The organism is Jatrophihabitans endophyticus (assembly GCF_900129455.1).
Lineage (GTDB): Bacteria > Actinomycetota > Actinomycetes > Mycobacteriales > Jatrophihabitantaceae > Jatrophihabitans > Jatrophihabitans endophyticus.
Map to the genome: position 1 here is coordinate 1 of NZ_FQVU01000005.1, position 22,407 is coordinate 22,407.

26 protein-coding genes and 1 tRNA gene are annotated in these 22,407 nt (G+C 73.2%); 15 read left to right on the forward strand and 12 right to left on the reverse strand.

Annotated features, from left to right (window positions below; genetic code table 11):
• The 5 genes from BUE29_RS16630 to BUE29_RS16650 all read right to left on the reverse strand — a co-directional run.
• Positions 1-962: MCP four helix bundle domain-containing protein (locus BUE29_RS16630; protein WP_143168221.1), on the reverse strand; the 962-nt coding region annotated here is incomplete at its 3' end.
• 102 nt (positions 963-1,064) lie between these two features.
• A complete protein-coding gene (locus BUE29_RS16635) occupies positions 1,065-2,354 on the reverse strand; it encodes an MFS transporter (protein ID WP_073391592.1) in 1,290 nt (429 codons plus the stop codon).
• A gap of 50 nt (positions 2,355-2,404) precedes the next feature.
• Complete coding sequence (locus BUE29_RS16640) at positions 2,405-3,571, reverse strand: hypothetical protein (RefSeq protein WP_073391593.1); 1,167 nt, start codon at positions 3,569-3,571, stop codon at positions 2,405-2,407.
• Positions 3,568-4,161, reverse strand: coding sequence for a SigE family RNA polymerase sigma factor (locus BUE29_RS16645; protein ID WP_073391594.1), 594 nt, complete (start codon positions 4,159-4,161; stop codon positions 3,568-3,570). Before BUE29_RS16645 ends, BUE29_RS16640 begins: the two co-directional genes overlap by 4 nt.
• Before the next feature lie 74 nt (positions 4,162-4,235).
• Complete coding sequence (locus tag BUE29_RS16650) at positions 4,236-5,174, reverse strand: NADP-dependent oxidoreductase (protein ID WP_073391595.1); 939 nt, start codon at positions 5,172-5,174, stop codon at positions 4,236-4,238.
• A 70-nt stretch (positions 5,175-5,244) separates the two neighbouring features.
• Between BUE29_RS16650 and BUE29_RS22895 the strand changes: the two genes are divergently transcribed.
• Positions 5,245-5,388, forward strand: a complete 144-nt coding sequence (locus BUE29_RS22895; protein ID WP_200800273.1) for a hypothetical protein — start codon at positions 5,245-5,247, stop codon at positions 5,386-5,388.
• Between the two features lie 16 nt (positions 5,389-5,404).
• On the opposite strand, the gene BUE29_RS16655 is transcribed toward BUE29_RS22895, so the two are convergent.
• The gene (locus BUE29_RS16655) at positions 5,405-6,349 is read right to left on the reverse strand and encodes an NADP-dependent oxidoreductase (RefSeq protein ID WP_073391596.1); all 945 of its coding nucleotides are present in this window, start codon (positions 6,347-6,349) and stop codon (positions 5,405-5,407) included.
• A gap of 96 nt (positions 6,350-6,445) precedes the next feature.
• Here BUE29_RS16655 and BUE29_RS16660 point away from each other — a divergent pair, with 96 nt between their 5' ends.
• On the forward strand, positions 6,446-6,952 hold the full coding sequence (locus tag BUE29_RS16660; RefSeq protein WP_073391597.1) for a MarR family winged helix-turn-helix transcriptional regulator: 507 nt from the start codon (positions 6,446-6,448) through the stop codon (positions 6,950-6,952).
• A gap of 203 nt (positions 6,953-7,155) precedes the next feature.
• Here the strand turns inward: BUE29_RS16660 and BUE29_RS16665 are convergent.
• Both BUE29_RS16665 and BUE29_RS16670 read right to left on the reverse strand, forming a co-directional pair.
• Positions 7,156-7,228 (reverse strand) — tRNA-Lys (locus tag BUE29_RS16665).
• A gap of 85 nt (positions 7,229-7,313) precedes the next feature.
• Positions 7,314-8,315: an alpha/beta hydrolase gene (locus BUE29_RS16670; RefSeq protein WP_159440887.1), complete on the reverse strand. Its 1,002-nt coding sequence runs from the start codon at positions 8,313-8,315 to the stop codon at positions 7,314-7,316.
• A gap of 115 nt (positions 8,316-8,430) precedes the next feature.
• Here BUE29_RS16670 and BUE29_RS22560 point away from each other — a divergent pair, with 115 nt between their 5' ends.
• Entirely contained in the window at positions 8,431-9,063 is a 633-nt protein-coding gene (locus tag BUE29_RS22560; protein ID WP_073391599.1) for a GNAT family N-acetyltransferase, read from the forward strand.
• Positions 9,064-9,068: 5 nt separating this feature from the next.
• Here BUE29_RS22560 and BUE29_RS16680 read toward each other — a convergent pair whose 3' ends face one another.
• A complete protein-coding gene (locus BUE29_RS16680; protein ID WP_407657343.1) occupies positions 9,069-9,857 on the reverse strand; it encodes a class I SAM-dependent methyltransferase in 789 nt (262 codons plus the stop codon).
• A gap of 64 nt (positions 9,858-9,921) precedes the next feature.
• On the opposite strand from BUE29_RS16680, the gene BUE29_RS16685 reads away from it, so the two are divergent.
• A complete protein-coding gene (locus tag BUE29_RS16685; RefSeq protein WP_073391600.1) occupies positions 9,922-10,929 on the forward strand; it encodes a UDP-N-acetylmuramate dehydrogenase in 1,008 nt (335 codons plus the stop codon).
• A gap of 9 nt (positions 10,930-10,938) precedes the next feature.
• On the opposite strand, the gene BUE29_RS16690 is transcribed toward BUE29_RS16685, so the two are convergent.
• The gene (locus BUE29_RS16690; protein ID WP_073391601.1) at positions 10,939-11,688 is read right to left on the reverse strand and encodes an SDR family NAD(P)-dependent oxidoreductase; all 750 of its coding nucleotides are present in this window, start codon (positions 11,686-11,688) and stop codon (positions 10,939-10,941) included.
• A gap of 140 nt (positions 11,689-11,828) precedes the next feature.
• On the opposite strand from BUE29_RS16690, the gene mshA reads away from it, so the two are divergent.
• The 3 genes from mshA (at position 11,829) to BUE29_RS16705 (ending at position 14,423) form a co-directional block, all read left to right on the forward strand.
• Positions 11,829-13,061 (forward strand): D-inositol-3-phosphate glycosyltransferase, encoded by a 1,233-nt coding sequence (gene mshA, locus BUE29_RS16695; RefSeq protein ID WP_073391914.1) that lies wholly within the window; start codon positions 11,829-11,831, stop codon positions 13,059-13,061.
• Complete coding sequence (locus BUE29_RS16700; RefSeq protein ID WP_073391602.1) at positions 13,058-13,561, forward strand: type III secretion system chaperone family protein; 504 nt, start codon at positions 13,058-13,060, stop codon at positions 13,559-13,561. The genes mshA and BUE29_RS16700 overlap by 4 nt, the downstream gene beginning before the upstream one ends.
• Before the next feature lie 106 nt (positions 13,562-13,667).
• On the forward strand, positions 13,668-14,423 hold the full coding sequence (locus BUE29_RS16705; RefSeq protein ID WP_073391603.1) for a phosphoglyceromutase: 756 nt from the start codon (positions 13,668-13,670) through the stop codon (positions 14,421-14,423).
• Here BUE29_RS16705 and phoU read toward each other — a convergent pair.
• Complete coding sequence (gene phoU / locus BUE29_RS16710; RefSeq protein ID WP_073391915.1) at positions 14,420-15,094, reverse strand: phosphate signaling complex protein PhoU; 675 nt, start codon at positions 15,092-15,094, stop codon at positions 14,420-14,422. The two genes, BUE29_RS16705 and phoU, sit on opposite strands and share 4 nt — an antisense overlap.
• A 144-nt stretch (positions 15,095-15,238) precedes the next feature.
• Here phoU and BUE29_RS16715 point away from each other — a divergent pair, with 144 nt between their 5' ends.
• Both BUE29_RS16715 and BUE29_RS16720 read left to right on the forward strand, forming a co-directional pair.
• On the forward strand, positions 15,239-16,546 hold the full coding sequence (locus BUE29_RS16715; RefSeq protein WP_073391604.1) for a sensor histidine kinase: 1,308 nt from the start codon (positions 15,239-15,241) through the stop codon (positions 16,544-16,546).
• Positions 16,543-17,223: a response regulator transcription factor gene (locus BUE29_RS16720; RefSeq protein WP_073391605.1), complete on the forward strand. Its 681-nt coding sequence runs from the start codon at positions 16,543-16,545 to the stop codon at positions 17,221-17,223. The genes BUE29_RS16715 and BUE29_RS16720 overlap by 4 nt, the downstream gene beginning before the upstream one ends.
• On the opposite strand, the gene BUE29_RS16725 is transcribed toward BUE29_RS16720, so the two are convergent.
• Entirely contained in the window at positions 17,205-18,041 is an 837-nt protein-coding gene (locus tag BUE29_RS16725) for a DUF3109 family protein (protein WP_073391606.1), read from the reverse strand. The two genes, BUE29_RS16720 and BUE29_RS16725, sit on opposite strands and share 19 nt — an antisense overlap.
• 57 nt (positions 18,042-18,098) lie before the next feature.
• Between BUE29_RS16725 and BUE29_RS16730 the strand changes: the two genes are divergently transcribed.
• The 6 genes from BUE29_RS16730 to BUE29_RS16755 all read left to right on the forward strand — a co-directional run bounded on the left by BUE29_RS16730 (position 18,099) and on the right by BUE29_RS16755 (position 22,357).
• A complete protein-coding gene (locus tag BUE29_RS16730) occupies positions 18,099-19,031 on the forward strand; it encodes a Ppx/GppA family phosphatase (protein WP_073391607.1) in 933 nt (310 codons plus the stop codon).
• Positions 19,032-19,059: 28 nt separating this feature from the next.
• The gene (locus BUE29_RS16735) at positions 19,060-19,917 is read left to right on the forward strand and encodes a sugar phosphate isomerase/epimerase family protein (RefSeq protein ID WP_073391608.1); all 858 of its coding nucleotides are present in this window, start codon (positions 19,060-19,062) and stop codon (positions 19,915-19,917) included.
• A gap of 25 nt (positions 19,918-19,942) precedes the next feature.
• Positions 19,943-20,887 carry a proline dehydrogenase family protein gene (locus BUE29_RS16740; protein WP_073391609.1) on the forward strand — a complete coding sequence of 315 codons (945 nt, stop codon included), beginning with the start codon at positions 19,943-19,945 and terminating at the stop codon, positions 20,885-20,887.
• A 1-nt stretch (position 20,888) separates the two neighbouring features.
• A complete protein-coding gene (gene proC / locus BUE29_RS16745; protein WP_073391610.1) occupies positions 20,889-21,716 on the forward strand; it encodes a pyrroline-5-carboxylate reductase in 828 nt (275 codons plus the stop codon).
• Positions 21,717-21,916: 200 nt separating this feature from the next.
• Entirely contained in the window at positions 21,917-22,162 is a 246-nt protein-coding gene (locus BUE29_RS16750) for a helix-turn-helix domain-containing protein (protein WP_084181311.1), read from the forward strand.
• Between the two features lie 96 nt (positions 22,163-22,258).
• Positions 22,259-22,357 carry a 30S ribosomal protein bS22 gene (locus BUE29_RS16755; protein WP_012854759.1) on the forward strand — a complete coding sequence of 33 codons (99 nt, stop codon included), beginning with the start codon at positions 22,259-22,261 and terminating at the stop codon, positions 22,355-22,357.
• The last annotated feature ends 50 nt before the right edge of the window (positions 22,358-22,407 follow it).

The window sequence follows — 22,407 nt, forward strand, 5'->3', positions numbered from 1 at the left end:
TCGGCGGTGGCGGTGGCGACGGCGGATTGGCGGGAGGTGTCCTCGGCCGAGGAGGCGATCTGGGCGGAGGTCGCCGACAGCTCCTCGGCCGACCCCGCGAGCGAGTCCGCGTTCTCGACGACGGTCGACATCACCTGACGCAGGTTGGCGACGGCGGCGTCGAGCGAGGCGCCCATGCGGCCGAGCTCGTCGTTGCTGGTGAGTCCGGCGCTCGCGTTGAGGTTGCCCGCGGCCAGGGCCTCGGTCGCCTCCTGCACCTTGCGGGTGTTGCGGGCGATCGCGGTGGCGACCAGGTAGCCGAGCCCCAGGGCCAGCGCGATGCCGACCGCGAGCAGCACGACGGCGACGACGACCTGCGAGTGGTACGCCGCCTGGGCCTGCTTGTCCCGGTCGGCTGCTTCGGCCGACTCCGACGTCACGAGGTTGTCGAGAGTGGTGGCGAGCTTGTCGCTGATCGGCGACACCTTGGCCTTGTTCACGCTCAGCCACTCCGCGCGCTTGCCGGCGAGGGCGAGCGGCTCGAGCAGCGTCTTCTGCGCCGCCATGTAGTTCGTGGCCAGCGCCTGGACCCGCTTGACCGACGCGACGTACGAGGCGTCCGGGTTGGAGGCGAGGAAAGCGTCCAGGGTCTTGGTGAACACCGCGTAGTCGGCGTTCATCTTGTCGATCGCGGTCTGCGCGTCGGTGCGGGTGGACGCGAGGGGCGCGCCGCGCGCGTCCACGCGGACGGTGAGGAACGCGGCCCGGATCTCGCCGGCCTGCGCGACCCCCAGGGTGTTCTCCTGGTAGATCGAGTGGCCGCGGTCGGCGACGTCGCCCAGCGAGCGGATGCCCAGGACGCCCACGATCACGGCGACCAGGCACGCCAGCGCGACGGCGGCGAGGATCTTGACCTTGACGCCGCGATCGGCGAACCAGCGCGTGGCGCTGCCCTTGCGTGACGTGCTCTGTGCTGCGGACATCTCGACCTCTCACGGACCCCGACCCGAGCACACGCCCGGCTGTTGTCGGTCTGATCGGTTGCGCACAGCAGGAGTTGAGAGGTAAACGAAGTTGATGTTCGGTCAGCGAACGGTACGCACCTTGTAGGTCGATATGGCACCCAGCAGTGCGGTACACCCCACAGTTGCGAACAGGGCGGGGTACCCGTGGCCGGCGCCGTCGATGAGCAGGCCGGCCAGCAGCGGCGCCACCGCCGGCGGCACGATGGTGCCGATGTTCATGACGCCGAGATCCTTGGCCCGGCTGCGCGCGTCGGGCAGCACCTGGGTGATCAGGGCCTGGTCGACCGACATGTACGCGCCGAAACCGCCACCCAGCATCGCGGCGGCGACGAAGGCGACGCCGGGGCCGGGGAACGCCGCGAGCAGGAAACCGGCCAGCGCCTGGAGGACGCCGGCCACCGCCACGAAGATCCGTCGCCGCCCGGATCGGTCGGACAGCACGCCGGCCACGTAGGTCGTGACCAGCGCTGCCACCAGGTAGACGACGGTGAGGGCGAGCAGCGTGCCGTCCGGGTCGGCGACCCGCAGGGCGTCGGTGAGGAAGTAGAGCAGGTAGCACGTGCCCAGTGAGTTGCCGAGGTTGACCAGCAGTCGTCCCCCGAAGGCCCACGCGAAGTCGGGGTGGGCGCGGACGTCGATGCGCAGGGAGCCGACGACCTGACGCAGCCGCAGCACCTCGCCGGGCGCCGGCGGAACCTCGACGTAGTGGCGGACGAACGGCACGGTGAGCACCAGCAGCGCGGCCGCGATCACGACGTACCCCTCGAGCGAGGTCAGGCCCAGCGCGGCCACCACCGCGATGCCGAGGACGACGCCGAGGGCCTGGGGAGCGTAGACGGCGCTGGAGATCATCCCGCGCTGCCGGCCGGGGACACGGTCGACGACGACCGCGGTGAGCCCGGCGGTGGCGGCACTGAGCCCGAGCATGCTGAACGACCACGCGAGGGCGAGGCTGCCCCAGTGCGTCTGCAGGCCGGTGAGCACCAGCCCCGCGGCGAACAGGACCGTACCCCCGGCGATCCACGCGCGGCGGCGACCGAACCGGGAGCGGCTGCGGTCCGACAGTGCGCCGCAGATCGGCAGCGCCAGCAGCGCGATCGCGCCCGAGACCCCGTTGATCACCGCGAAGTCGCGGACCTTGGCCGCCGGGTCGATGCGGGCCAGCTGGTCGGGCAGCAGCAGCTGGATCGGCACCAGGTTGGCCATCCAGAAGCCCAGCCACGCGACGCCGAAACGGACGGTCCAACCGCGGCCGACACGCTCGGTCGCGTCCGACGCGGCGTCCGCCGCGGACGGCACCACGGTGCCACCCACGGCGGGCGGGACGATCGGCTCGAGCTCGGCGGGCATCGTTCCTCGTCTCGCCTCGGGGACCGATGCGAGGTTAGAGCACGAGACCGCTACGGGACGGCCTGCTCGGCCGCGACGGGCTGCGCGGCGTGCCAGGTGACGCCCGCGAGGATGCGGTCGAGCGCGGTGCGCTGTGCGCGCGTGATCTCGTCGCTGCTCCCGGGCGCGGCGAGCTGGAACCCGACCACCGTCCGCGGGCCGACCAGGGTCGCGGCGACCGCGTACCTGCTCACGACGTAGGTCGGCTTGCCGTCCACGGTCCGCCGGACGCTCGCGTACCGGTCGAAACCGTCGACGTCGTCGAGCTTTTCGCCGACGAAGATCACGACCGACCCGGTCTGCCTCGACTCGAGGACCAACCGCGTGGGGTAGTCGCCGGTCGCGTCCGCATAGGTCTCGGTGACCCGGCTGCCGGGCGGTGCGTAGCTCAGTCGGAACGGCACCGGGAAGGGGGCCGTCTCGTCCGGCCGGACCGCACGCGCCACCGCGAGCAGTTGGGCGTCGGTGCTGGTCGCGCTCGTCCGGCCCTGCACGAGGACCCAGCGGCCGCGGGGCGAGCGGAAGGCGAGCGTCGGGTACTCGTGGCCGCCTTCACCCTGCAGTTCGACGTCGCCGAGGTAGGCGGTCCTGCCGTCGAGATCGACCTTGCGCCCCCCGGTGACGGTGCCGCTCGCGAGGTGGTCCCACACCGTCACGTAGGTCTGGTACGGCGAGCCGCCGTTGTCGCCGGCGATGGTCCCGTCGTCGCCCTTCTTGCGGAGGGCGACCGAGCGGTAGCCGGGACGGGACTCCCGGGACGCCACCGTGTAGCCGCTCGGTGTGTCCATGGCGAACCAGGTCAGCGACGCCGACCGGGTGACCCGGTCGACCGCGGGCGCCGGACGGGGCGTCGTGGTCGTCGGCGTGCCGGTGTGCGCCGGCGGGGCCGTCCGCTCGCCGTTCGAGTCGTGGACGGCGACGACGATGCCCGCGGCGGTGAGGACGGCCACGACGGCGGCCGCGGCCGCGAGCAGCGGCGAGCGGTTCGCGGTACGGCGTGCGGCGCGGTGGCGCTCGCGGCGAGGGGCGAGGGTGACGACGTCGGGCGCGTGCTGCTCGTCGCCACCCCGTTCGAACGCGAACGTCGAGGCGGGGACGGCTCCGACGTCCTCGGCGCGGGCGCGCAGCATCGCGCGCAGGTCGTCCTCGAACGTGTCGCGGGTCTGGTTCGGGGTCATCGGGCACCACCCTCGGTGTCGTCGTTCAGGGTGTGGTCGTCGCGCAGGGTGTGGTCGTCGTTCAGGGTGCGGTCGTCGTTCAGGGTGTGGTCGTCGCGCAGGGTGCGGAGACCACGGGCGGCGAGGCTGCGGACGGTGGCCCGCCGGCAGCCGATGGCGTCGGCGATCTCGGGGTCCGCGGCGTCGGCGTAGTAGCGCAGCACCAGCACCGTCCGCTGCCGGGCCGGTAGTCGACGCATGGCCTGCCACAGCACGTCGCGCTCGGCGGCGGCGGTGACGTCGTCGGCACTCGCGACGTCCGGCCGGTCGTGGACGCGCTCGACGGCGACCTCGGTGCTCGACGCGCGACGCGCCCACGAGATGTTGTGGTTGGCGAGGGCTCGCCGCGCGTACCCGACGGGGTTGTCGAGGGGCAGCTCGTCGCCGAAGCGGCGGTGCATCGCGAGGAACACCTCCTGCAGCAGGTCCTCGGCGCGGTGCCTGTCCCCGGACAGCAGGTAGGCGAACCGCAGCAGCTCCGGGGCCGCCGACCGGGCGAACGCAGACAGCGAACTGGACCCGGCCGTGGGCAGTGGGGATTCGGTGGCCATCGCTCTCACGCCCCGTACGACGCGGTCATGGCGCGAAAGTGTTGCAGCCCCCGGTCGTCCGTCCGCCAGGCGCGTCAGAACGTGAGCACGATGCGCCCTCGCACGCCGCCGGCCTCGAGCCGCCGGTGCGCCTCGGCGGCCTGTGTCGCGGGCAGCTGCGCGGCCACGCGCAACGTCACCGCGCCCGCCTCGACCTGCCGTCGCAGCTCGTCGAGCTTCTCGTGCTCGGTCGCATAGCTGCGCACGAGCACGGGGATCACCCGGACGCGCGTCTGCCGGCCGCCGTCCCACCCACGGACGGTGGCGACCCGGCCGCCGTCGGTGACCGCGCCCAGCACGGCGTCGCCCTGGACCGCGCCGTCGCACAGCCCGTCCACGCCGTCCGGGTACCGCTCGCGGACGGCGTCGGCGAACCCGTCACCGCGACGGACGACGAGGTCGGCACCGAGGGAGCGCACGAGCTCCTCGTCCTGCTCGGCGGCGTCGGCGACGACGGTCAACCCCGCCGCCTTGCCGAGCTGCACCGCGTAGCCGCCGAAGGCGCCGGCCGCGCCGGTGACCGCGAGGGTCTGCCCCGGGGCGAGGCCGAGCGTGTCGAGCGCGAGCCGCGCGGTCAGCCCGTTCATCGGCAGCGTGGCGGCCTCGGCGTCGCTCGCCCCGGCCGGGACGGCCACGACCGACCGGGCCGGCAGGACGAGGTCGCTGCGGTAGCCGCCGTGGGCGCCGGCCGGTACCACGATGGCCATGACCCGGTCGCCGACGGCGACGCCGGTGACGACCTCCGCGCCGACCTCGACGACCTCGCCCGCGACGTCCATGCCCGGCACCGCCCCCGGCGGCTGCGCCTCGTCCTCGTCGTCGCGGGCGCCGGCACGCAGCAGCGTGTCGGTCGGGCTCACCGCCGCCGCCGTCACCCGCAGCCGGACGTCGCCCGGCCCGAGGGGTTCGGCCGGCGCGTCGAGCTCGTGCAGGGCCTCGGGTCCGCCGTAGGTGGTCACGCCGATCGTCGTCATGGTCCCTGGCCTACCCCGCCGGTCGGTCGTCGGTCGTGCACTACCGGCCGGTAGCGGGTAGGCCACGGCCATGCTGCTGATCCTGCTGCTCGTCCTCGCCGTCGTCACCGGGGTGCTCGGCGCCGTCATCAAGGGCGCGTTCTGGCTGTTCATCATCACCGCCCTGCTGTTGGTCGGCGCGTTCGTCGCCGGCAAGGCCCGCTCCCGCGCCTGATCCGTCCGCCGGCGGTTCAGTCGCCTGCGGCCAGGACGACGACCTTGCCCGCGAGGGTGCCGGCGGCGGCCCGCGCGTGGATGTCGGCGAGCTCGGCCAGCGCGACCCGCTCGGTGACCTCGACGGTCAGCTCGCCGCGGTCCACCCGGGCCACGAGCTCGGCCAGTTGGTCGGCATCGCTGCGGACGAACAGGTCGATGCCGCGCACACCGCGGGCGTCGTCGGTCGGCGCGGGCATCCACACGGTGGTGCTGACGACGACGCCACCGTCGCCCACCAGCGCGGCCAGCGTCGCGAACTGCTCGGGGCTGATGGGCGCGAGGTTGAGCAGGACGTCGACCGGCTCGCCGACCGTGCTCGCCACGTCGGTGCTCGTGTAGTCGACGACCTCGTCCGCGCCCGCCGCCCGCACGTCGGCGCTGGTGCGCGGGCTGGACGTCGCGATCACGTACGCGCCGGCGGCCTTGGCAAGCTGGACGGCGTAACTGCCCACGGCTCCGCTCGCGCCGTTGACCAGGATCCGCTGGCCCGCCTCGAGCCGGGCGTGGTCGAACAGTGCTTGGTACGCGGTGAGGCCGACGAGCGGCAGCGCCGCGGCGTCGGCGAGCGGGATGGCGGTCGGTGCCGTCGCCAGGCTCGCCGCGGGGGCCACCACGTACTCGGCCGCCGCGCCGTCGACGACGAAGGGCAGGAAGCCGACGACCTGGTCGCCGACGGCCCACCCGGTGACGCCGGTGCCGAGGGCGTCGACCGTGCCGGCGACGTCGAGGCCCGGGACGTGCGGGAACGTGACCGGCATCGGGCCCTGCATCAGCCCGGCGCGGATGTTGCCGTCGACGCCGTTGAACGTCGTCGCGGCGACCCGGATGCGCACCTCGTCGGTACCGGGGACCGGCTGGTCGGCGTCCTCGTAGCGCAGGACGTCGGCGTCGCCGTACTCGTGGAATCGCACTGCCTTCATGTCGGCTCCTTGCTCGGATCGGATGTGCTTCGAATCCGAAGCACTAGAGAGACCGTAGCAGTGCTGCGAATTCGAAGCAAGCTTTAGACTGGGTCCATGTCCGGACCGGAACCGACCCTGGAACCCGCGCAGCTGGGCGCCTACTTCGCGCTGATGGAGGTGGCGGGCCTGCTCCGGCACGGCGTGGAGCAGCAGCTGCGCGACGAGGGCGACCTCACCTACGTCCAGTTCCAGCTGCTCGCCCGCCTCGGGCTGGACTCGCCGACCGGCAGCCGACGGATGACCGACCTCGCCGACGGCCTCGTCTACAGCCGCAGCGGGCTCACCTACCAGGCGGGACTGCTCGAGCAGGCGGGGTTGGTCGAGCGCGGCCCGTCCCCGGACGACGAGCGCGGCGTCACCGTGACCATCACCGACGCCGGGCGCGCCCGGCTGGCCCGGGTGCTGCCCGGGCACGTCCACGTGCTGCGCGACCTGCTCTTCCAGCCGCTCGCCTCGACCGACGTCGACACCCTGGCCGCCCTGCTCGCACCCGTCCGCGACCACATGCGGGCCAGCCCGCCCCGCTCCGCCGCTCCGCGCCGCCGCAAGCGCAACGGCTGATCCGCCGGGCGGCCCGTTCGCCGCTCGTCGGATGCCCGTGTGGCCCATGCGCTCATGTGATGTCAGATGGCGACTTCGACGGCCCTCCCGGTTGGTTCATCGCGACGGCGCGACCTGCCTCGCCTCGACTCGGTCGAGCGGCCGGGTGAATCGTGGACCGACACGCTCGCGGAGCGAGCAGATTCGTCCACGATCGGGATCGGTGGGCCCCGTCGGGCTCGAACCGACGACCTACGGATTAAAAGTCCGCTGCTCTACCGACTGAGCTAGAGGCCCGTGTGGCGACCGGACGAGCCGGCCGCCGCGCTGCGTCGATCCTCCCAGAGCGGACGGCCGGGACGCGAGCGCACCCGCCGCTGGTTCACTCCCGGCCGAGCAGTTCGTTGAGGTCGGCCGCGGCCTGCGCCGCGGCGGAGTCGGCGACGGCGGAGACGCCGCCGAGGCCGAAGTAGGAGTGGTTCAGCGAGGGGAACTCCTGCGTCACGACCTCGACGCCCGCGGCGCGGAGGTCGTCGGCGTAGAAGTTCGCCTCGGTGCGCAGGACGTCGAGGGTGGACGTGTGGATGACGGCCGGGGCGACGCCGGTGAGGTCGGCACAGCGCTTCGGCGACACGCGCCAGTCGGCGGCGTCGGCCTCGTCGACGTAGGCCTGCGCGAACGTCGCCATCGTCTCCAGCGTCAACCCGAAGCGCTGGTAGACCGAACGCCGGGACATGTACCCGTCGTTGATCTCGGCGTCCTGGTAGCGGCCGGCGACGTCGGTGACGGGGTAGAGCAGCAGCTGCGCGGCCACCGGCAGGCCGGCGTCGCGCCGGGCCAGCGCCACCGACGCGGCCAGCTGACCGCCCGCGCTGTCGCCCGCTAACACGAGTGTGTCAGTGCCGCCGAAGTCAGGGAGGCGCTCGCCCACCCAGTTCGCCGCACGCAGCGCGTCGTCGAACGCGGTCGGGAACCGGTGCTCCGGCGCCCGCCGGTAGGCGACCGAGACCACGACCGCGCGGACCTGCGAGCAGATACGCCGTGCGTGACCGAGGTGCGTGTCGAGGTCGCCGATGATCCAGCCGCCGCCGTGGAAGTAGACGACGGTGGGCATGGGCGAGGGGTCGACCTCGGTGCCGCCGGGCTCGCCGGCCGGGCGCAGCACTCGGATCGCGATGGCCGGGGCGTCGCCGTCGGCCGGGATCTCGGTGTCCTCCTCGCTCGCCGGCGTCAGCGCCGGGTCGAGGCTGTCGAGCGCCTTGGCGTTCGTCTCGCGGGCCTGTTCGCGCGCCTGCTCGATCGTCACGGCGTCCTCGTGGGGGGTCACCTGGACCATCCACTCGGCGATGTCGGAGTCGAGGGTCATGTCGTCAGCGTCGGGCACGCGGTCATTGTCCCCGGCTCGCGGCGGCCGGGCGCACACGGGGCGGTCGGCGTCGTTGCACGGCCGTCCAGTGCGTGACATGTTCCCGAAACGCAGGGGTGTGAGCGTGTGCCGCATGGCAACGGCAACCGTCACCTCCTGCGTCCGCGCTCTGCCCGTCGGCGACCCCGGCGAACCCCAGCGCGCCGAGCGCGACGACCTCCTCGCACTGGCCCGGCAACCCTGGACGATGCACATCGGCCGCACCCCGATCGTCGTGCGTCGCGCGACGGTGCGCGACCTGCGCGGCGTCGGCCAGATGCACCGTCGCTGCTCGGCCCGCTCGCTGCTCGACCGCTACCGGCAGGGCGGCCGGCCGCCGACACCGGCCGCGCTCGACGCCGAGCTGCGCAACCCGACCGGCTTCGTCGCGGTCACGGCCGACGGCGGCGTCGTCGCGACCGCGTCGGTCCGCCGCGATCCGGGGCACAGCTACGTCTGCGCCGAGGCCGCCGTGCTCGTCGAGGACGGCTGGCAGCGGCGCGGCATCGGCAGCGAGCTGCTCTCGCACCTGGCCGGCGTCGCGCAGGTCGCCGGCTTCACCGAGCTCATCGCCTACCCGGGCACCGCGATCCCCGCCGCGCAGCGCCTCATGGTCGAGGTCGGCCGCACCCGGATGGTGCCCGACGTGAACGCGCACCTGCACACCTACCTGCCGGAGGCCGCGACCCTGGGCCTCGGCTCGGTGCGACAGCGCCTCGCCGGCTAGGCACCTCACCCGGCCGGCGCCACCGCGGTCCACGGCAGCGTGATCTCGCCGTACCGGGCGCGCCGCGCGTCGACCGGCCAGCCGGCGTCGAGCAGCCCTGCGCACGCGGCGAGCCACCGCTGTCGGGGGCCGAAGGACGACAGCGGCGCGGCGGTGTCCCACGCCGCGTCGAACGCGCGGAGGAACGCGTGGACCGGCTCGCCGGGGACGTTGTGGTGGATGAGCGCCTTCGGCAGCCGCTCGGCGAGATCGGACGGGCGCTCGATCGCGTCCACCCGGCAGGCGAGGGTGATCGTCCGCGGGCCCTCGGCGTCGAGCAACACCCAGCAGCCGCGCCGGCCGATCTCGTCGCAGGTCCCCTCGACGAGCAGGCCGCCGTCGGCCAGCCCGGCGCACATCGTGCGCCACGCGTCGGCGGCACTCGCCTCGTCGTACTGCCGCAGCACGTTCGCGGCGCGGACGAGGGCGGGTCGCCGGCCGGCCAGCTCGAAGCCGCCCCGCGCGAAGTCGAGCCGCGGCGGGTCCGCGGCGGGCGCCGCCGCGGCCACCCGGTCGGGGTCGATCTCCAGCCCGAGCACCCGGACGTCCGGGCGCGCCGTCGCCAGCCGCGCGGCCAGCTCGACCGCCGTCACCGGGGTGGCGCCGTAGCCGAGGTCGACGACCAGTGGGTCCGGCGCCGCCCGCAGTGCACCGCCGAGCGTCGCGACGATCCAGCGATCCATGCGACGCAGCCGGTTCGGGTTGGTGGTGCCACGCGTCGGCAGGCCCAGCGCCCGCGCGCGCCCCGCCGCCAGGCGTGGCCGGCGCCGCGACGGTTGCTGCGATCCGGCCACGACCCGAACGGTAGCGTCGACCGACGTGCAGCTCGCCGACCTGACCACGCTGCGCCTGGGCGGCCCCGCGCGCCACGTCGTCGAGGCGACCACCACCGACGAGCTCGTCGACACCGTCCGGCGGGCCGATGTCGCAGGCGATCCCGTGCTCGTCGTCGGCGGTGGCAGCAACCTCGTCGTGGGCGACGCCGGCTGGCCGGGCACCGTCGTGCTCGTCCGGACCGCCGAGCAGCGGGTCGAGCAGGACGGCGACGCCGTCACCGTCGTCGCCGATGCCGGGGTGGTCTGGGACGACCTCGTCGCGGACTCGGTGGCCCGCGGCTGGTCCGGTCTCGCCGCGATGTCGGGCATCCCGGGCAGCACGGGGGCGACCCCGGTGCAGAACGTCGGCGCGTACGGCAGCGAGGTCGCCGACGCCGTCACCGGGTTGCGCGTCCTCGACCGCGGGACCGGCACCGTCGAGGACTGGGACCCCGTGCGCTGCGGCTTCGGCTTCCGTACCAGCGCCTTCAAGCACACCGACCGCTACGTCGTGCTGTCGGTGACGTTCGGGCTCACGGTGTCGCCGGACGCTCCGCCGATCCGCTACCTCGAGCTGGCCCGTCGGCTCGGCGTCGAGCAGGGCGGTCGGGCGCCGTCCACGGCCGTGCGCGAGACCGTGCTGGCGCTGCGCCGCAGCAAGGGCATGGTGCTCGACGCGCCCGACCACGACACGTGGAGCGTCGGGTCGTTCTTCGTCAACCCGTTCGTCCCGGCCGACCGGGTGCCCGCGGGCTGCCCGAACTGGGAGGTCGACGGCGCGGTCAAGCTCTCGGCCGCCTGGCTGATCGAGAACGCCGGCTACGGCCGGGGCTTCGCCGCCGGGTCCGAGCGGGTCTCGGTCTCGACCAAGCACACCCTGGCCCTCACCAACCGCGGCGATGCCACGACGGCCGAGCTGGTCGAGCTCGCCCGCGTGATCCGCGACGGCGTCGACCGGCGCTTCGGCGTGCGGCTGCGCCCCGAGGCCCACCTGGTCGGCGTCGAGCTCTGACGCCTGTGCCTACTCGATCGGGCCGCGGTGCACCTTGTGCGGCGCGGCCTGCGCGAGCGGCTTGACCACGAGCAGGTCGACGTTGACGTGCGCCGGACGCGTCGCCACGAACGCGATGCAGTCGGCGACGTCGCCGGCGCGCAGCGGCGCCTCGACGCCCTCGTAGACCCGGTCGGCCGCGGCCTGGTCGCCACGGAGGCGGACGAGGGAGAACTCCTCGGTGTGCACCATGCCGGGCGCCACCTCCGTCACCCGGACGGGTCGGCCGGCGAGCTCGAGGCGCAGCGTCTCGACCAGCGCGGCCGCGCCGTGCTTGGCCGCGGTGTAACCGCCGCCCCCTTCGTAGACGAGGTGGCCGGCGATCGACCCGGTGACGATCACGTGCCCGCCCGCGCCGCGTTCGAGGGCGGGCAGCAGCGCCTGCGTCACACGCAGCACGCCGAGCACGTTCGTCTCGAACATGGCCTGCCAGTCGGCGGGATCGCCCCGTTCCACCGTCTCCACGCCGATCGCGCCGCCGGCGTTGTTGACGAGCACCGCGAGGTCGTCGATCGAGGCCGCCAGCGCGGCGACCGAGGCGGGGTCGGTGACGTCGAGGGTGACCGCCCGGACCCCCGGGACGGCCGCGGCCAGCTCGTCGAGGCGGTCGCGGCGCCGTGCCGCGGCGACGACGTCGAAGCCCTCGGCCGCGAGCCGGCGGACCGTCGCGGCGCCGATCCCGCTGCTGGCCCCGGTGACGACGGCAACTCCGTGTGGCATGCGTCCGATTCTGCGGCACGGGGCATGTATGCAGGTGAGGCGGTCGTTCCGCCATGATCTGACCCGAGGACAGGAGACCCGTGTCGCAGCCGACGAGCACCGGCGAGGTCGCGACGCCCGCCGAGGTGCGGCGCGTCGCGATGCTCAGCGTGCACACGTCACCGCTGGACCCGCCCGGGGGCGGCGACGCGGGCGGCATGAACGTCTACGTCGTCGAGACCGCCAGACGACTCGCCGCCCGGGGCATCTCGGTCGAGATCTTCACCCGGGCGACGTCGAGCGAGCAGCCGCCGGTCGTGGAGATGTGCCCGGGCGTGCACGTCCGGCACGTCAGCGCCGGCCCGTTCGAGGGGCTCGACAAGGGCGACCTGCCCGCGCAGCTGTGCGCCTTCACCGCCGGCGTGCTCCGTGCCGAGGTGCGCCACGACCCGGGCTGGTACGACGTCATCCACTCGCACTACTGGCTGTCCGGACAGGTGGGCTGGCTGGCCCGCGAACGGTGGGGCGTCCCGCTCGTCCACTCGTCGCACACGCTGGCGAAGGTGAAGAACGAGCTGCTGGCCGAGGGGGACGCGCCCGAGCCGCGGGCCCGCGTCATCGGCGAGGAGCAGGTGGTGGCCGAGGCCGACCGGCTCGTGGCCTCGACCGCCGACGAGGCGCGCGACCTCGTCCGCCTGTACGGGGCCGACCCGCGCACGGTGCGCACCGTCGCCCCGGGCGTGGACCTCGACCTCTTCGTGCCCGGCGACGGCGCGGCGGCCCGGGCCCGGCTCGGGCTGGACCCGACCGCGACCGTCCTGCTCTACGTCGGGCGCATCCAGCCGTTGAAGGCGCCGGACGTGCTCGTCCGCGCCGCCGCGGCGCTGCGGGCCGAGGACGCGCTGCCGGGCCCGTTGCAGGTCGTGGTCCTGGGCGCCCCGAGCGGGTCCGGGCTGGTGCACCCACAGGCCCTCGCCGATCTCAGCGACTCGCTGGGGCTGCGCGACGTCGTCCGGTTCCGGCCGCCGGCGCCCCGCGAGGTCGTCGCCGACTACTATCGGGCCGCCGACCTCACCGTCGTGCCGAGCTACAACGAGTCCTTCGGACTGGTGGCGCTCGAGTCGCAGGCCTGTGGGACGCCGGTGGTGGCCGCCGCGGTCGGCGGTCTGCCCACCGCGGTCGCCGACGACGTCTCCGGTGTGCTCGTCGACGGGCACGATCCCGCCCAGTGGGCGAAGGCGATCGCGGGCGTGCTGCGAGGGGCAGGGGTGCGCGAACGACTGGTCACGGGTACCCGGCGCCACGCCGAACGGTTCTCGTGGGAACGCACCGCCGACGGCCTGCTGGCCGCCTACCGCGAATCGATACCGGAGCTGGAGGCCGCCCGCGCATGAGCGACGCCGCTACGCACGACGTCACGACGACCATCGAGCAGGCGCTGGCCGAGCTCGACCTGGAATGGCAGCCGGTCGGCACCGCCGCGTACGCGGTGGCGCTGCCCGGCGAGAAGCGGCTCAAGACCGCCTGCATCCTCACCGTCGGCGCGCACGCGCTCGCGATCGAGGCGTTCGTCCTGCGCGCTCCCGAGGAGAACCGCGAGCAGGTCTACTCGTGGCTGCTGCAGCGCAACACCCGCATGTACGCCGTGTCCTGGGCGATCGACGGCACCGGCGACGTCTACCTCGCCGGCCGCGTGCCGCTCGCGTCGGTGACGCCGGACGAGATCGACCGCATCCTCGGCGCCGTCCTCGAGTACGCCGACGGCGCGTTCAACGTCCTGCTCGAGCTGGGCTTCGGCTCGTCCATCAAGCGCGAGTGGGCGTGGCGCGTCAAGAACGACCAGCCGCTCGCCAACCTGCAGGCGTTCGCCGAGTTCGCCCAGCGGGACGCCTGACGCGACCGGCGTCACCCTCGCATCGCCCGGGAAGCGACGGCCGGCTCGGACCGCTGCCGCGCGGGCTCGTTCCCCGGGCCTGCGGGGCCGCTGGCAGGATGGCGACATGGCGACCCTCGTGCTGCTCCGCCACGGCGAGAGCGACTGGAACCAGAAGAACCTCTTCACCGGCTGGGTGGACGTCGACCTGACCGACAAGGGCGTGGCCGAGGGACGCCGGGGCGGCGAGCTGCTGATCGAGCACGACCTGCTGCCCGACGTCGTCCACACGTCGCTGCTGCGGCGGGCCATCCGCACCGGCCAGCTCGCGCTCGACGTGGCCGACCGGCACTGGATCCCGGTGCGTCGCTCGTGGCGACTGAACGAGCGTCACTACGGCGCGCTGCAGGGCAAGGACAAGGCGCAGGTGCGCGACGAGTTCGGCGACGAGCAGTTCATGCTGTGGCGCCGCTCGTACGACACGCCGCCGCCCCCGCTCGATGACGCCGACGAGTACAGCCAGGCCGGCGACCCCCGCTACGCCGACCTGCTCGAGACGCTGCCGCGCACCGAGTGCCTGCAGGACGTCGTCGGGCGCATGCTGCCCTACTGGTTCGACGCCATCGTCCCCGACCTGCGACGCCACGGCGTCGTCCTCGTCGCGGCGCACGGCAACTCGCTGCGCGCGCTCATCAAGCACCTCGACGGCATGAGCGACGAGGCCGTCGTCTCGCTCAACGTGCCCACGGGGATCCCGCTGCACTACGACCTCGACGACGCCACGCTGCGGCCGACCCGCCCCGGCACCTACCTCGATCCCGACGCCGCGGCGGCGGCCATCGAGGCCGTCGCGAACCAGGGCAGGAGCGCCGCGGGCGGCTAACCCAGGCCGGCGAGACCGTTGGCCAACGGGCTCGGCCGCACGCCGGTGACGATGAAGATGGTGCGACGGGCCACCGCGACGGCGTGGTCGGCGTACCGCTCGTAGTAGCGCCCGAGCAGGGTCATGTCGATCGCGGCCTCGGTGCCGTGGCCCCACCGCGGGGAGAGCACGAGCGTGAACAGCTTGCGGCGCAGGGCGTCCATCGAGTCGTCCTCGGCCTCGATGGCCTGCGCGAGCTGGATGTCGCGGCCCTCGACGACGTCGGCGACCTTCTGCACGAGCGACTTGGCGACATCGCCCATCTGCGCGATGACGTCGCGGGCCTCGGCCGGGACGGCGAGATCGGGGTAGCGCAGCCGCGCGATCTTCGCGACGTGCAGGGCGAGATCGCCCATGCGCTCGAGGTCGGCGACCAGGTGCAGCGTGGTGACGAGGGTCCGCAGGTCGGTCGCCACCGGCTGCTGCCGGGCGATCATCTGGAAGGAGCGGTCCTCGAGGTCCTCGCGCAACGCGTCGACCTGCACGTCGGCCTCGATCACGCGCTCGGCGCGGCCGAGGTCACCGCCGAGCAGGGCACCCGTCGCCTCGTCGATGGCGGCGGCGACGAGACGGATCATCTCGGCGACACCGGCGCCGATCTCGTCCATCTCGTCGTGGAAGACGTCACGCATGGTCGCGACGATCCGACGCGCGGACGACCACGGCATGCAACCGAGGTGAACGTGCCCGGGCTTGTTCGTGAACAGCAGGTGGCAGCATGCCCGCCTCCTCGTGACGGGGCGGTTCGGTGGCCGAACCGCCGTACCATTCCCAGTGTGGCGGTTCTGGCGACGATCGTCGCACTCGTGGCCCTCGCCGTGGGCGTGGTGCTCGGGCTCGCCGTCGCCCGTGGTGTTCCGCGATCCGGCGACGTCACCACCCCCGGCGACCCGGCGTCGGACGATCCGGCGTCACCCCCGTCGGTCGACCCGCAGCTCGCCTCCCTCGTGGTCGAGGCGCTCGACCACGGGGTCGTGGTCATCGACCGCGAGGAGCGCGCCGTCCTGGTGAACCCCGCGGCCCGCGCCATGGGCATCCTGGACGTCGACACCCTCGCCTTCCCCGGGCTCGTCGCGGTCGCGCGCAAGTCGCTCGAGACCGGCGAGTACGACAGCGCGTCCATCGACCTGCCCATCGGTCGGCTCGGTCGCGAGCCCATCGCGCTCTCCGTCACCGGCGTGCCGTTGTTGCCCGGGCCGGACGAGCGGGTCGCGGCGGTGTGCCTGCTGCTGTCCGACGTGTCCGAGCTGCGCCGCCTCGAGGCCGTCCGTCGCGACTTCGTCGCCAACGTCTCGCACGAGCTCAAGACCCCCGTCGGTGCGCTGACGCTGCTGGCCGAGGCGATCCAGGACGCCGCGGACGATCCCGAGGCCGTGCACCGCTTCGCCGGCCGTATCCAGCACGAGGGGTCGCGGCTGGCTCGACTCGTGGGCGAGCTGATGGAGCTGTCGCGGGTGCAGGGCGCCGACCCGATGCCGGGGGCCACCGTGGTCGGCGTCGAGACCATCGTCACCGAGGCCATCGAGCGCACCCGCCTCGCCGCCGAGCAGGCGTCGATCACCGTCACCCGCGCGTGCGTCGGCGATGTCGAGGTCCGGGGCAACAAGGCCCAGCTCGCCACCGCCGTCGCCAACCTCGTCGACAACGCGATCGCCTACAGCGGCAGCGGGACGCGCGTCGCCGTGACCGCGCGGCTCTCCACCGACATCGACGCCCGCCCCACCGTCGACATCAGCGTCACCGACCAGGGGATCGGCATCGCCGAGGCCGACCGCGAGCGGATCTTCGAACGCTTCTACCGGGTCGACCCGGCACGGAGCCGCGCCACGGGCGGCACCGGTCTGGGGCTCGCGATCGTCAAGAACATCGTCACGAACCACCTCGGGACGGTGTCGGTCTGGAGCGCCGATCGCTCCGGATCTACATTCACCATCCGGTTACCGCGCGTTCATTCCGATCGTCCATCGTCGGCCACGTCCGACACGGCCGGACCGACGCCGCCGCCGAGCCGCGGCGAGTCGAACAGCGGCGAATCAGCCGGCGTCGCGGCGCTGGCCGCAGAGAGTGGGGAGAACCGCGCATGACGCGAGTCCTGGTCGTGGAGGACGAGGAGTCCTTCTCGGACGCGCTGTCCTACATGTTGCGACGCGAGGGGTACGAGGTCGAGGTCGCCGGTACCGGCACCGACGCGTTGCAGAGCTTCGAGCGGAGCGGGGCCGACCTCGTCCTGCTCGACCTGATGCTGCCGGGGCTCTCCGGCACCGAGGTGTGCCGCGAGCTGCGCACCCGGTCGCACGTGCCCATCATCATGGTCACCGCCCGCGACTCCGAGGTCGACAAGGTCGTCGGTCTCGAGCTCGGCGCGGACGACTACGTCACCAAGCCGTTCTCGTCGCGCGAGCTGGTGGCGCGTATCCGGGCGGTGCTGCGTCGTGGCGCCGAGCCCGAGGAGCTGCTGCTCAACGTCGTCGAGGCGGGTCCGGTGCGCATGGACGTCGAGCGCCACGTCGTCACCGTCGACGGCCAGCAGATCGCCATGCCGCTCAAGGAGTTCGACCTGCTCGAGCTGTTGCTGCGCAACGCCGGCCGGGTCCTGACGCGCGGGCAGCTCATCGACCGCGTGTGGGGCGCCGACTACGTCGGTGACACCAAGACCCTCGACGTCCACGTGAAGCGGCTGCGGGCCAAGATCGAGCCCGACCCCGCCACGCCCAAGTACCTCGTCACCGTCCGCGGCCTGGGCTACAAGTTCGAGAGCTGACCCGCGGTGCCGGCTGCACGCGTGGCGGGGTGGACGGCGACGAGGCCCAGGGCGAGCCGCTTCGCGCAGACGGCGGCGAGTTCGTCGTAGGCCGGCTGCCCGATGAGCGCGACGAGCTCCGGGCCGTACGAGACGTACATCGGCTCGCCGCCGACGTGGGCCTCCGGCGAGGACGTGCAGTACCAGTCGAGGTCGTGACCGCCCTCGCCCCAGCCGCGACGGTCGAACTCGGCGAGCGTGGTGCGCAGGATGCGCGTCTCGTCGGGACGGTCCACCCACTCCTGCTCCCGACGGACCGGTAGCTGCCAGCACACCTCGGGCTTGGTCTCGAGCGGGTTGCGCCCGATCTCGAGGGCGAGCCCGTGCAGCGCGCAGCCGATGCCGCCGGGGTGCCCGTCGCGGTTGGCGAAGATGCAGGCACCGTCGACGGTGCGGGTCTTGCGGCGACCCTCCTCGTCGTCCTCGACCGGCTCGGCGAAGTCGAGCTTGACGGCACCGCGCTTGCCGGTGCGGTGGCCCTCGTCGTAGAGCTGCCAGTGCTCGCGGGTCAGCTGCTCGGCGAAACGCTTCGTGCGCTTCTCGTCGTCCTTGTCGGTGAAGTACGCGCCGTGGTTGCAGCAGCCGGTGCTGGCCTGACCGGCCACCGTGCCGTGGCAGCCGCGGCCGAAGATGCACGTCCACCGCGACGTCAGCCAGGTGAGGTCGGCGCGGACGAGGTGCTGCGGATCGGCCGGATCGAAGAACTCGATCCACTCGCGGGGGAAGTCGAGGCCGACCTCGCGGACGGGGCGGGCACTGGCGGGACTGCGCTTCGGCACGCGTCGAGCCTACGAGACGAAACGCGGCCGCATCGTGCAGCCGATACGCTGCGCGGCGTGCGACTGGGTGTGCTGGACGTCGGCTCGAACACCGTTCACCTGCTGGTGGTGGACGCCCATCGCGGTGCCCAACCGACGCCGCAGCTGTCGCACAAGGTCGAGCTCCGACTCGCCGAACACATCGACCGCGACGGCGATCTGTCCAAGGCCGGTGCCGATACGCTCGTCGCCGCGGCCGTCAGCGCGCGGGACAAGGCCGACGAGCACGGCTGCGACGAGCTGGTCGCGTTCGCGACGTCCGCGGTACGCGACGCCGGCAACAGCGCGCGCGTGCTCAAGCGGGTCGCGAAGGAAGCCGGGGTGCCCCTGGACGTGCTGTCGGGGGAGGACGAGGCCCGGTTGACGTTCCTCGCGGTGCGGCGCTGGTTCGGCTGGAGCGCCGGCAACCTCATCAGCCTCGACATCGGCGGTGGCTCGCTGGAGCTCGCCGTCGGCCGGCACGAGGACGCGGAGGTCGCGTTCTCGGTGCCGCTCGGTGCCGCGCGCCTCACCCGCGAGTGGTTCCGCGACGACCCGGCCGGCAAGAACGAGGTCAGCGCTCTCCGTGCGTACGTGGACGAGACACTGCGTGCACCGGCGCAACGGCTGCTCGACGCGGGGCTGCCCGACCGGGTCGTCGCCACCAGCAAGACGTTCCGCACCCTGGCCCGGCTGGCCGGCGCGGCGCCCAGCTCCGAAGGGCCCCGGGTCCGCCGGTTGCTGACCCGCACCGGTCTCACCCAGGTCACGTCGTTCATCTCGCGGATGGCCTCGCAGGACCTCGCCGAGCTCGACGGCGTCAGCGTCGGTCGCGCGCACCAGGTGCTGGCCGGCGCGGTGGTCGCCGCCGCCGCGATGGACGCCCTCGACGTCGAGGAGCTCGAGCTGTGCCCGTGGGCGCTGCGCGAGGGTGTGATCCTGCGGCGGCTCGACTGGCTCGAGGGGTCGTGACCGCGCCCCGCGGATTACGCTCGCTCGCATGAGCGCGGGCCCCCCGGACGGCACGCCGGGCCGGGCGCTGCGGCCGTGCGCCGCCCGGATCGGGTTGTCGACCGCGTCGGTCTACCCCGAGGGGACGGCCGTGGCGTTCGAGCTCGCCGCGAAGCTCGGCTACGACGGCGTCGAGGTCATGGTGTGGACCGATCCCGTGAGTCAGGACCCGTACGCGTTGCAGCGGTTGTCGCAGCACTACGGCGTCGCCGTCCTCGCGATCCACGCCCCGTGCCTGATCATCACCCAGCGGGTGTGGACGACCGACCCCTGGACCAAGCTGCAACGCGCGCGGTTCGCCGCCGAGCTGGTGGGGGCCGACACGGTCGTCGTCCATCCGCCGTTCCGCTGGCAGCGCGACTACGCGCGCCGCTTCCGCGAGGGCGTGGGGCAGCTGGCCGAGGAGACCGACGTGCGCTTCGCGGTCGAGAACATGTTCCCGTTGCGCGTTCGCGGACGCGAGGTGTCGGCCTACCAGCCGTCGTGGGACGTCGCGGCCGAGGAGCCGTACCGCGACTACACCCTCGACCTCTCGCACACGGCCGTCTCGCAGTCGGACGCGATCGGCATGCTCACCGCGATGGGCGACCGGCTCACGCACCTGCACATCGCCGACGGCACCGGCCAGCCGAAGGACGAGCACCTCGTGCCCGGCCGCGGCAGCCAGCCGTGCGCGGACGTCCTGGAGCGTCTCGCGCGCCGCGACTTCAGCGGCAACGTCGTCGTCGAGATCAACACCCGGCGGGTGCTGGACCGCGCCGAGCGCGAGGCCGACCTCGCCGAGGCCCTCGCCTTCTGCCGCCTGCACCTGGCGGCGGCGGACGTCCCGCCCTCCCGCCCTGGGTGAGCGCGGACGCGATTAGCCTGGGCGGATGCTCCGTTCGCCGATCCTCGCGGCCGCCCGCAACCGGCGTCTCGAACGCCTGGTGACGCACGCGCCGGTGTCACGCTCGGTGGTGCGGCGCTTCGTCGGGGGTGCGGACACCGCGGCCGCGGTCGAGGTCGCCCGTGCGCTCGTCGCCGACGGGCTCACCGTCTCGCTCGACCACCTCGGCGAGGACACCAGCGACCGGGCGCGGGCGGCGGACGCCGTCACCGCCTACGTGGACGTACTGCAGGCGTTGGACGACGCAGGGCTGACGGCCCGTCTGGCCCCGCTCACCGCCCGGGCCGAGGTGAGCGTGAAGCTCAGCGCCGTCGGGCAGGCCCTGGGCGACGACGGTGAGAAGATCGCCCTCGACAACGCCCGAACCATTTGCGCGCGTGCGCGCGAAGTCGGCGCCACGGTCACGCTCGACATGGAGGACCACACCACCACCGACTCGACGCTCACGGTGCTGGGGGAACTCCGGCGGGACTTCCCGGACACCGGCGCCGTCCTGCAGGCGTACCTGAAGCGGACGGAGGGTGACTGCCGCGACCTCGCGCACCCGGGCAGTCGGGTACGACTCTGCAAGGGCGCGTACGACGAGCCCGCGTCGGTCGCGTTCGACCGGTCGCTGGACGTCGACCGGTCCTACGTCCGCTGCGCCAACGTGCTGCTCGACGGCGGCGGCTACCCGATGTTCGCGACCCACGACCCGCGGCTGATCGAGATCGTCGACGACCGGGCCCGGGTCAAGGGTCACGGCGACGTCGAGTTCCAGCTGCTCTACGGCATCCGCCCGGACGAGCAGCGCCGGCTCGCGGCCGCCGGGAACACGGTGCGCGTCTACGTGCCCTACGGTTCCCAGTGGTACGGCTACCTGATGCGCCGGCTGGCCGAGCGGCCCGCGAACCTCGCCTTCTTCGCCCGCGCACTCGTCTCGAAGGGCTGACATGACCGAGGACAGCGCCGGCGCCGGTGACGGCATCGCCCTCATCGGCGGCGGCAAGATCGGCGAGGCGTTGCTGTCCGGACTGCTGCGCGGCGGCAGGACGCCCGGCGACACCGTCGTCAGCGAGAAGCACCCGGAACGGGCGGCCTACCTCGCCGAGACGTACGGGGTGACGACGGTCGACGTCGCCGAGGCGGCGGCCCGGGCCCGGACGCTGGTCCTCGCCATCAAGCCGCAGGACATCGACACGCTGCTCGCCCAGCTCGCCCCGGTGATCGGCCCGGACCACCTGCTGGTGTCGGTCGCCGCCGGCATCACGACGACGCGGATCGAGCGCGCCCTCGCCGACGGCGTGCCGGTGGTGCGCTGCATGCCCAACACGCCGGCACTGGTCGACCAGGCGATGACCGCCGTCTCCGCCGGCGCGCACGCCACCGACGAGCACGTCGCCACCGCCGAGGCCATGCTCGGCGTGGTGGGGCGGGTGGTGCGCGTCCCCGAGTCCCAGCTCGACGCCGTCACCGCGCTGTCCGGTTCGGGGCCGGCATACTTCTTCTTCCTCGTCGAGGCGATGATCGACGCGGGGATCCTGCTCGGCCTGCCGCGGACCCTCGCCGCCGAGCTCATCGTGCAGACGGCGGTCGGGGCGGCGACCATGCTGCGCGACTCCGGCGAGCACCCCGTCCAGCTGCGCGAGGCGGTCACCAGCCCGGGCGGCACCACCATCTCGGCGATCCGCGAGCTGGAGGCGCACGGCGTACGCGCGGCGCTCATCGCGGCCATCGAGGCCGCCGCCGTCCGCAGCGCCGTCCTGGGGGCGGACGGCTGAGCAGCTAGGGACGCGGGCCCCCCGGCGGCGGGCACACGGCGCGAATCGGGCGCCGACGAAGCGTCGAGTGGGGATTTAGGGTGCGCTCAGGTATCGCATAGGCACCATGAGTACCGCTAGTCTCTCCTCAAGCACGTGCGTGTCCCGTGCGTCGGTGGGGAAGCCGACGACCCGACACGTGCCGAAGGTGTCGGTGAGTCATGCCTGCCAAGAAGAACGACGAGTCGAGGGAGCCGGCCGGGATCCGCCCGGTCGATCCCGCCCTTGCCGACGTCAAGTTCTTGACCGTGGCCGAGGTGGCCACGGTGATGCGCGTGTCCAAGATGACGGTCTATCGCATGGTCCACGGCGGCGAGCTGCCCGCCGTGCGGGTGGGGCGGTCGTTCCGCGTGCCCGAGAAGGCCGTCCACGACTACCTGCGCGACGCCTTCATCGAAGCCGGTTAGCTAGACTCTGGCTGGTACCTGTCGGCAACAGCGGAGCACGACGATTCTGCTGGAACGAGACGACAGCAGAAGAGTTCCGGAGAGGCTGGCACCCCCATGGGTTCTGTGATCAAGAAGCGTCGCAAGCGGATGGCCAAGAAGAAGCACCGCAAGCTGCTGAAGAAGACTCGCGTCCAGCGTCGTAACAAGAAGTAGCGCCCGGGCCCGCATCGCGGCGGGCGACCGCCGACTCGTCCGCGGGAGAC

What these genes read in the sequence shown, in the direction of transcription:
- BUE29_RS16635 (WP_073391592.1), bottom strand. Translation starts at nt 2,354, where the DNA reads ATGCCCGCCGAGCTCGAGCCGATCGTCCCGCCCGCCGTGGGTGGCACC.
- BUE29_RS16640 (WP_073391593.1), bottom strand. Translation starts at nt 3,571, where the DNA reads ATGACCCCGAACCAGACCCGCGACACGTTCGAGGACGACCTGCGCGCG.
- BUE29_RS16645 (WP_073391594.1), bottom strand. Translation starts at nt 4,161, where the DNA reads ATGGCCACCGAATCCCCACTGCCCACGGCCGGGTCCAGTTCGCTGTCT.
- BUE29_RS16650 (WP_073391595.1), bottom strand. Translation starts at nt 5,174, where the DNA reads ATGACGACGATCGGCGTGACCACCTACGGCGGACCCGAGGCCCTGCAC.
- BUE29_RS22895 (WP_200800273.1), top strand. Translation starts at nt 5,245, where the DNA reads ATGCTGCTGATCCTGCTGCTCGTCCTCGCCGTCGTCACCGGGGTGCTC.
- BUE29_RS16655 (WP_073391596.1), bottom strand. Translation starts at nt 6,349, where the DNA reads ATGAAGGCAGTGCGATTCCACGAGTACGGCGACGCCGACGTCCTGCGC.
- BUE29_RS16660 (WP_073391597.1), top strand. Translation starts at nt 6,446, where the DNA reads ATGTCCGGACCGGAACCGACCCTGGAACCCGCGCAGCTGGGCGCCTAC.
- BUE29_RS22560 (WP_073391599.1), top strand. Translation starts at nt 8,431, where the DNA reads ATGGCAACGGCAACCGTCACCTCCTGCGTCCGCGCTCTGCCCGTCGGC.
- BUE29_RS16690 (WP_073391601.1), bottom strand. Translation starts at nt 11,688, where the DNA reads ATGCCACACGGAGTTGCCGTCGTCACCGGGGCCAGCAGCGGGATCGGC.
- mshA (WP_073391914.1), top strand. Translation starts at nt 11,829, where the DNA reads ATGCTCAGCGTGCACACGTCACCGCTGGACCCGCCCGGGGGCGGCGAC.
- BUE29_RS16700 (WP_073391602.1), top strand. Translation starts at nt 13,058, where the DNA reads ATGAGCGACGCCGCTACGCACGACGTCACGACGACCATCGAGCAGGCG.
- BUE29_RS16705 (WP_073391603.1), top strand. Translation starts at nt 13,668, where the DNA reads ATGGCGACCCTCGTGCTGCTCCGCCACGGCGAGAGCGACTGGAACCAG.
- phoU (WP_073391915.1), bottom strand. Translation starts at nt 15,094, where the DNA reads ATGCGTGACGTCTTCCACGACGAGATGGACGAGATCGGCGCCGGTGTC.
- BUE29_RS16720 (WP_073391605.1), top strand. Translation starts at nt 16,543, where the DNA reads ATGACGCGAGTCCTGGTCGTGGAGGACGAGGAGTCCTTCTCGGACGCG.
- BUE29_RS16735 (WP_073391608.1), top strand. Translation starts at nt 19,060, where the DNA reads ATGAGCGCGGGCCCCCCGGACGGCACGCCGGGCCGGGCGCTGCGGCCG.
- BUE29_RS16740 (WP_073391609.1), top strand. Translation starts at nt 19,943, where the DNA reads ATGCTCCGTTCGCCGATCCTCGCGGCCGCCCGCAACCGGCGTCTCGAA.
- proC (WP_073391610.1), top strand. Translation starts at nt 20,889, where the DNA reads ATGACCGAGGACAGCGCCGGCGCCGGTGACGGCATCGCCCTCATCGGC.
- BUE29_RS16750 (WP_084181311.1), top strand. Translation starts at nt 21,917, where the DNA reads ATGCCTGCCAAGAAGAACGACGAGTCGAGGGAGCCGGCCGGGATCCGC.
- BUE29_RS16755 (WP_012854759.1), top strand. Translation starts at nt 22,259, where the DNA reads ATGGGTTCTGTGATCAAGAAGCGTCGCAAGCGGATGGCCAAGAAGAAG.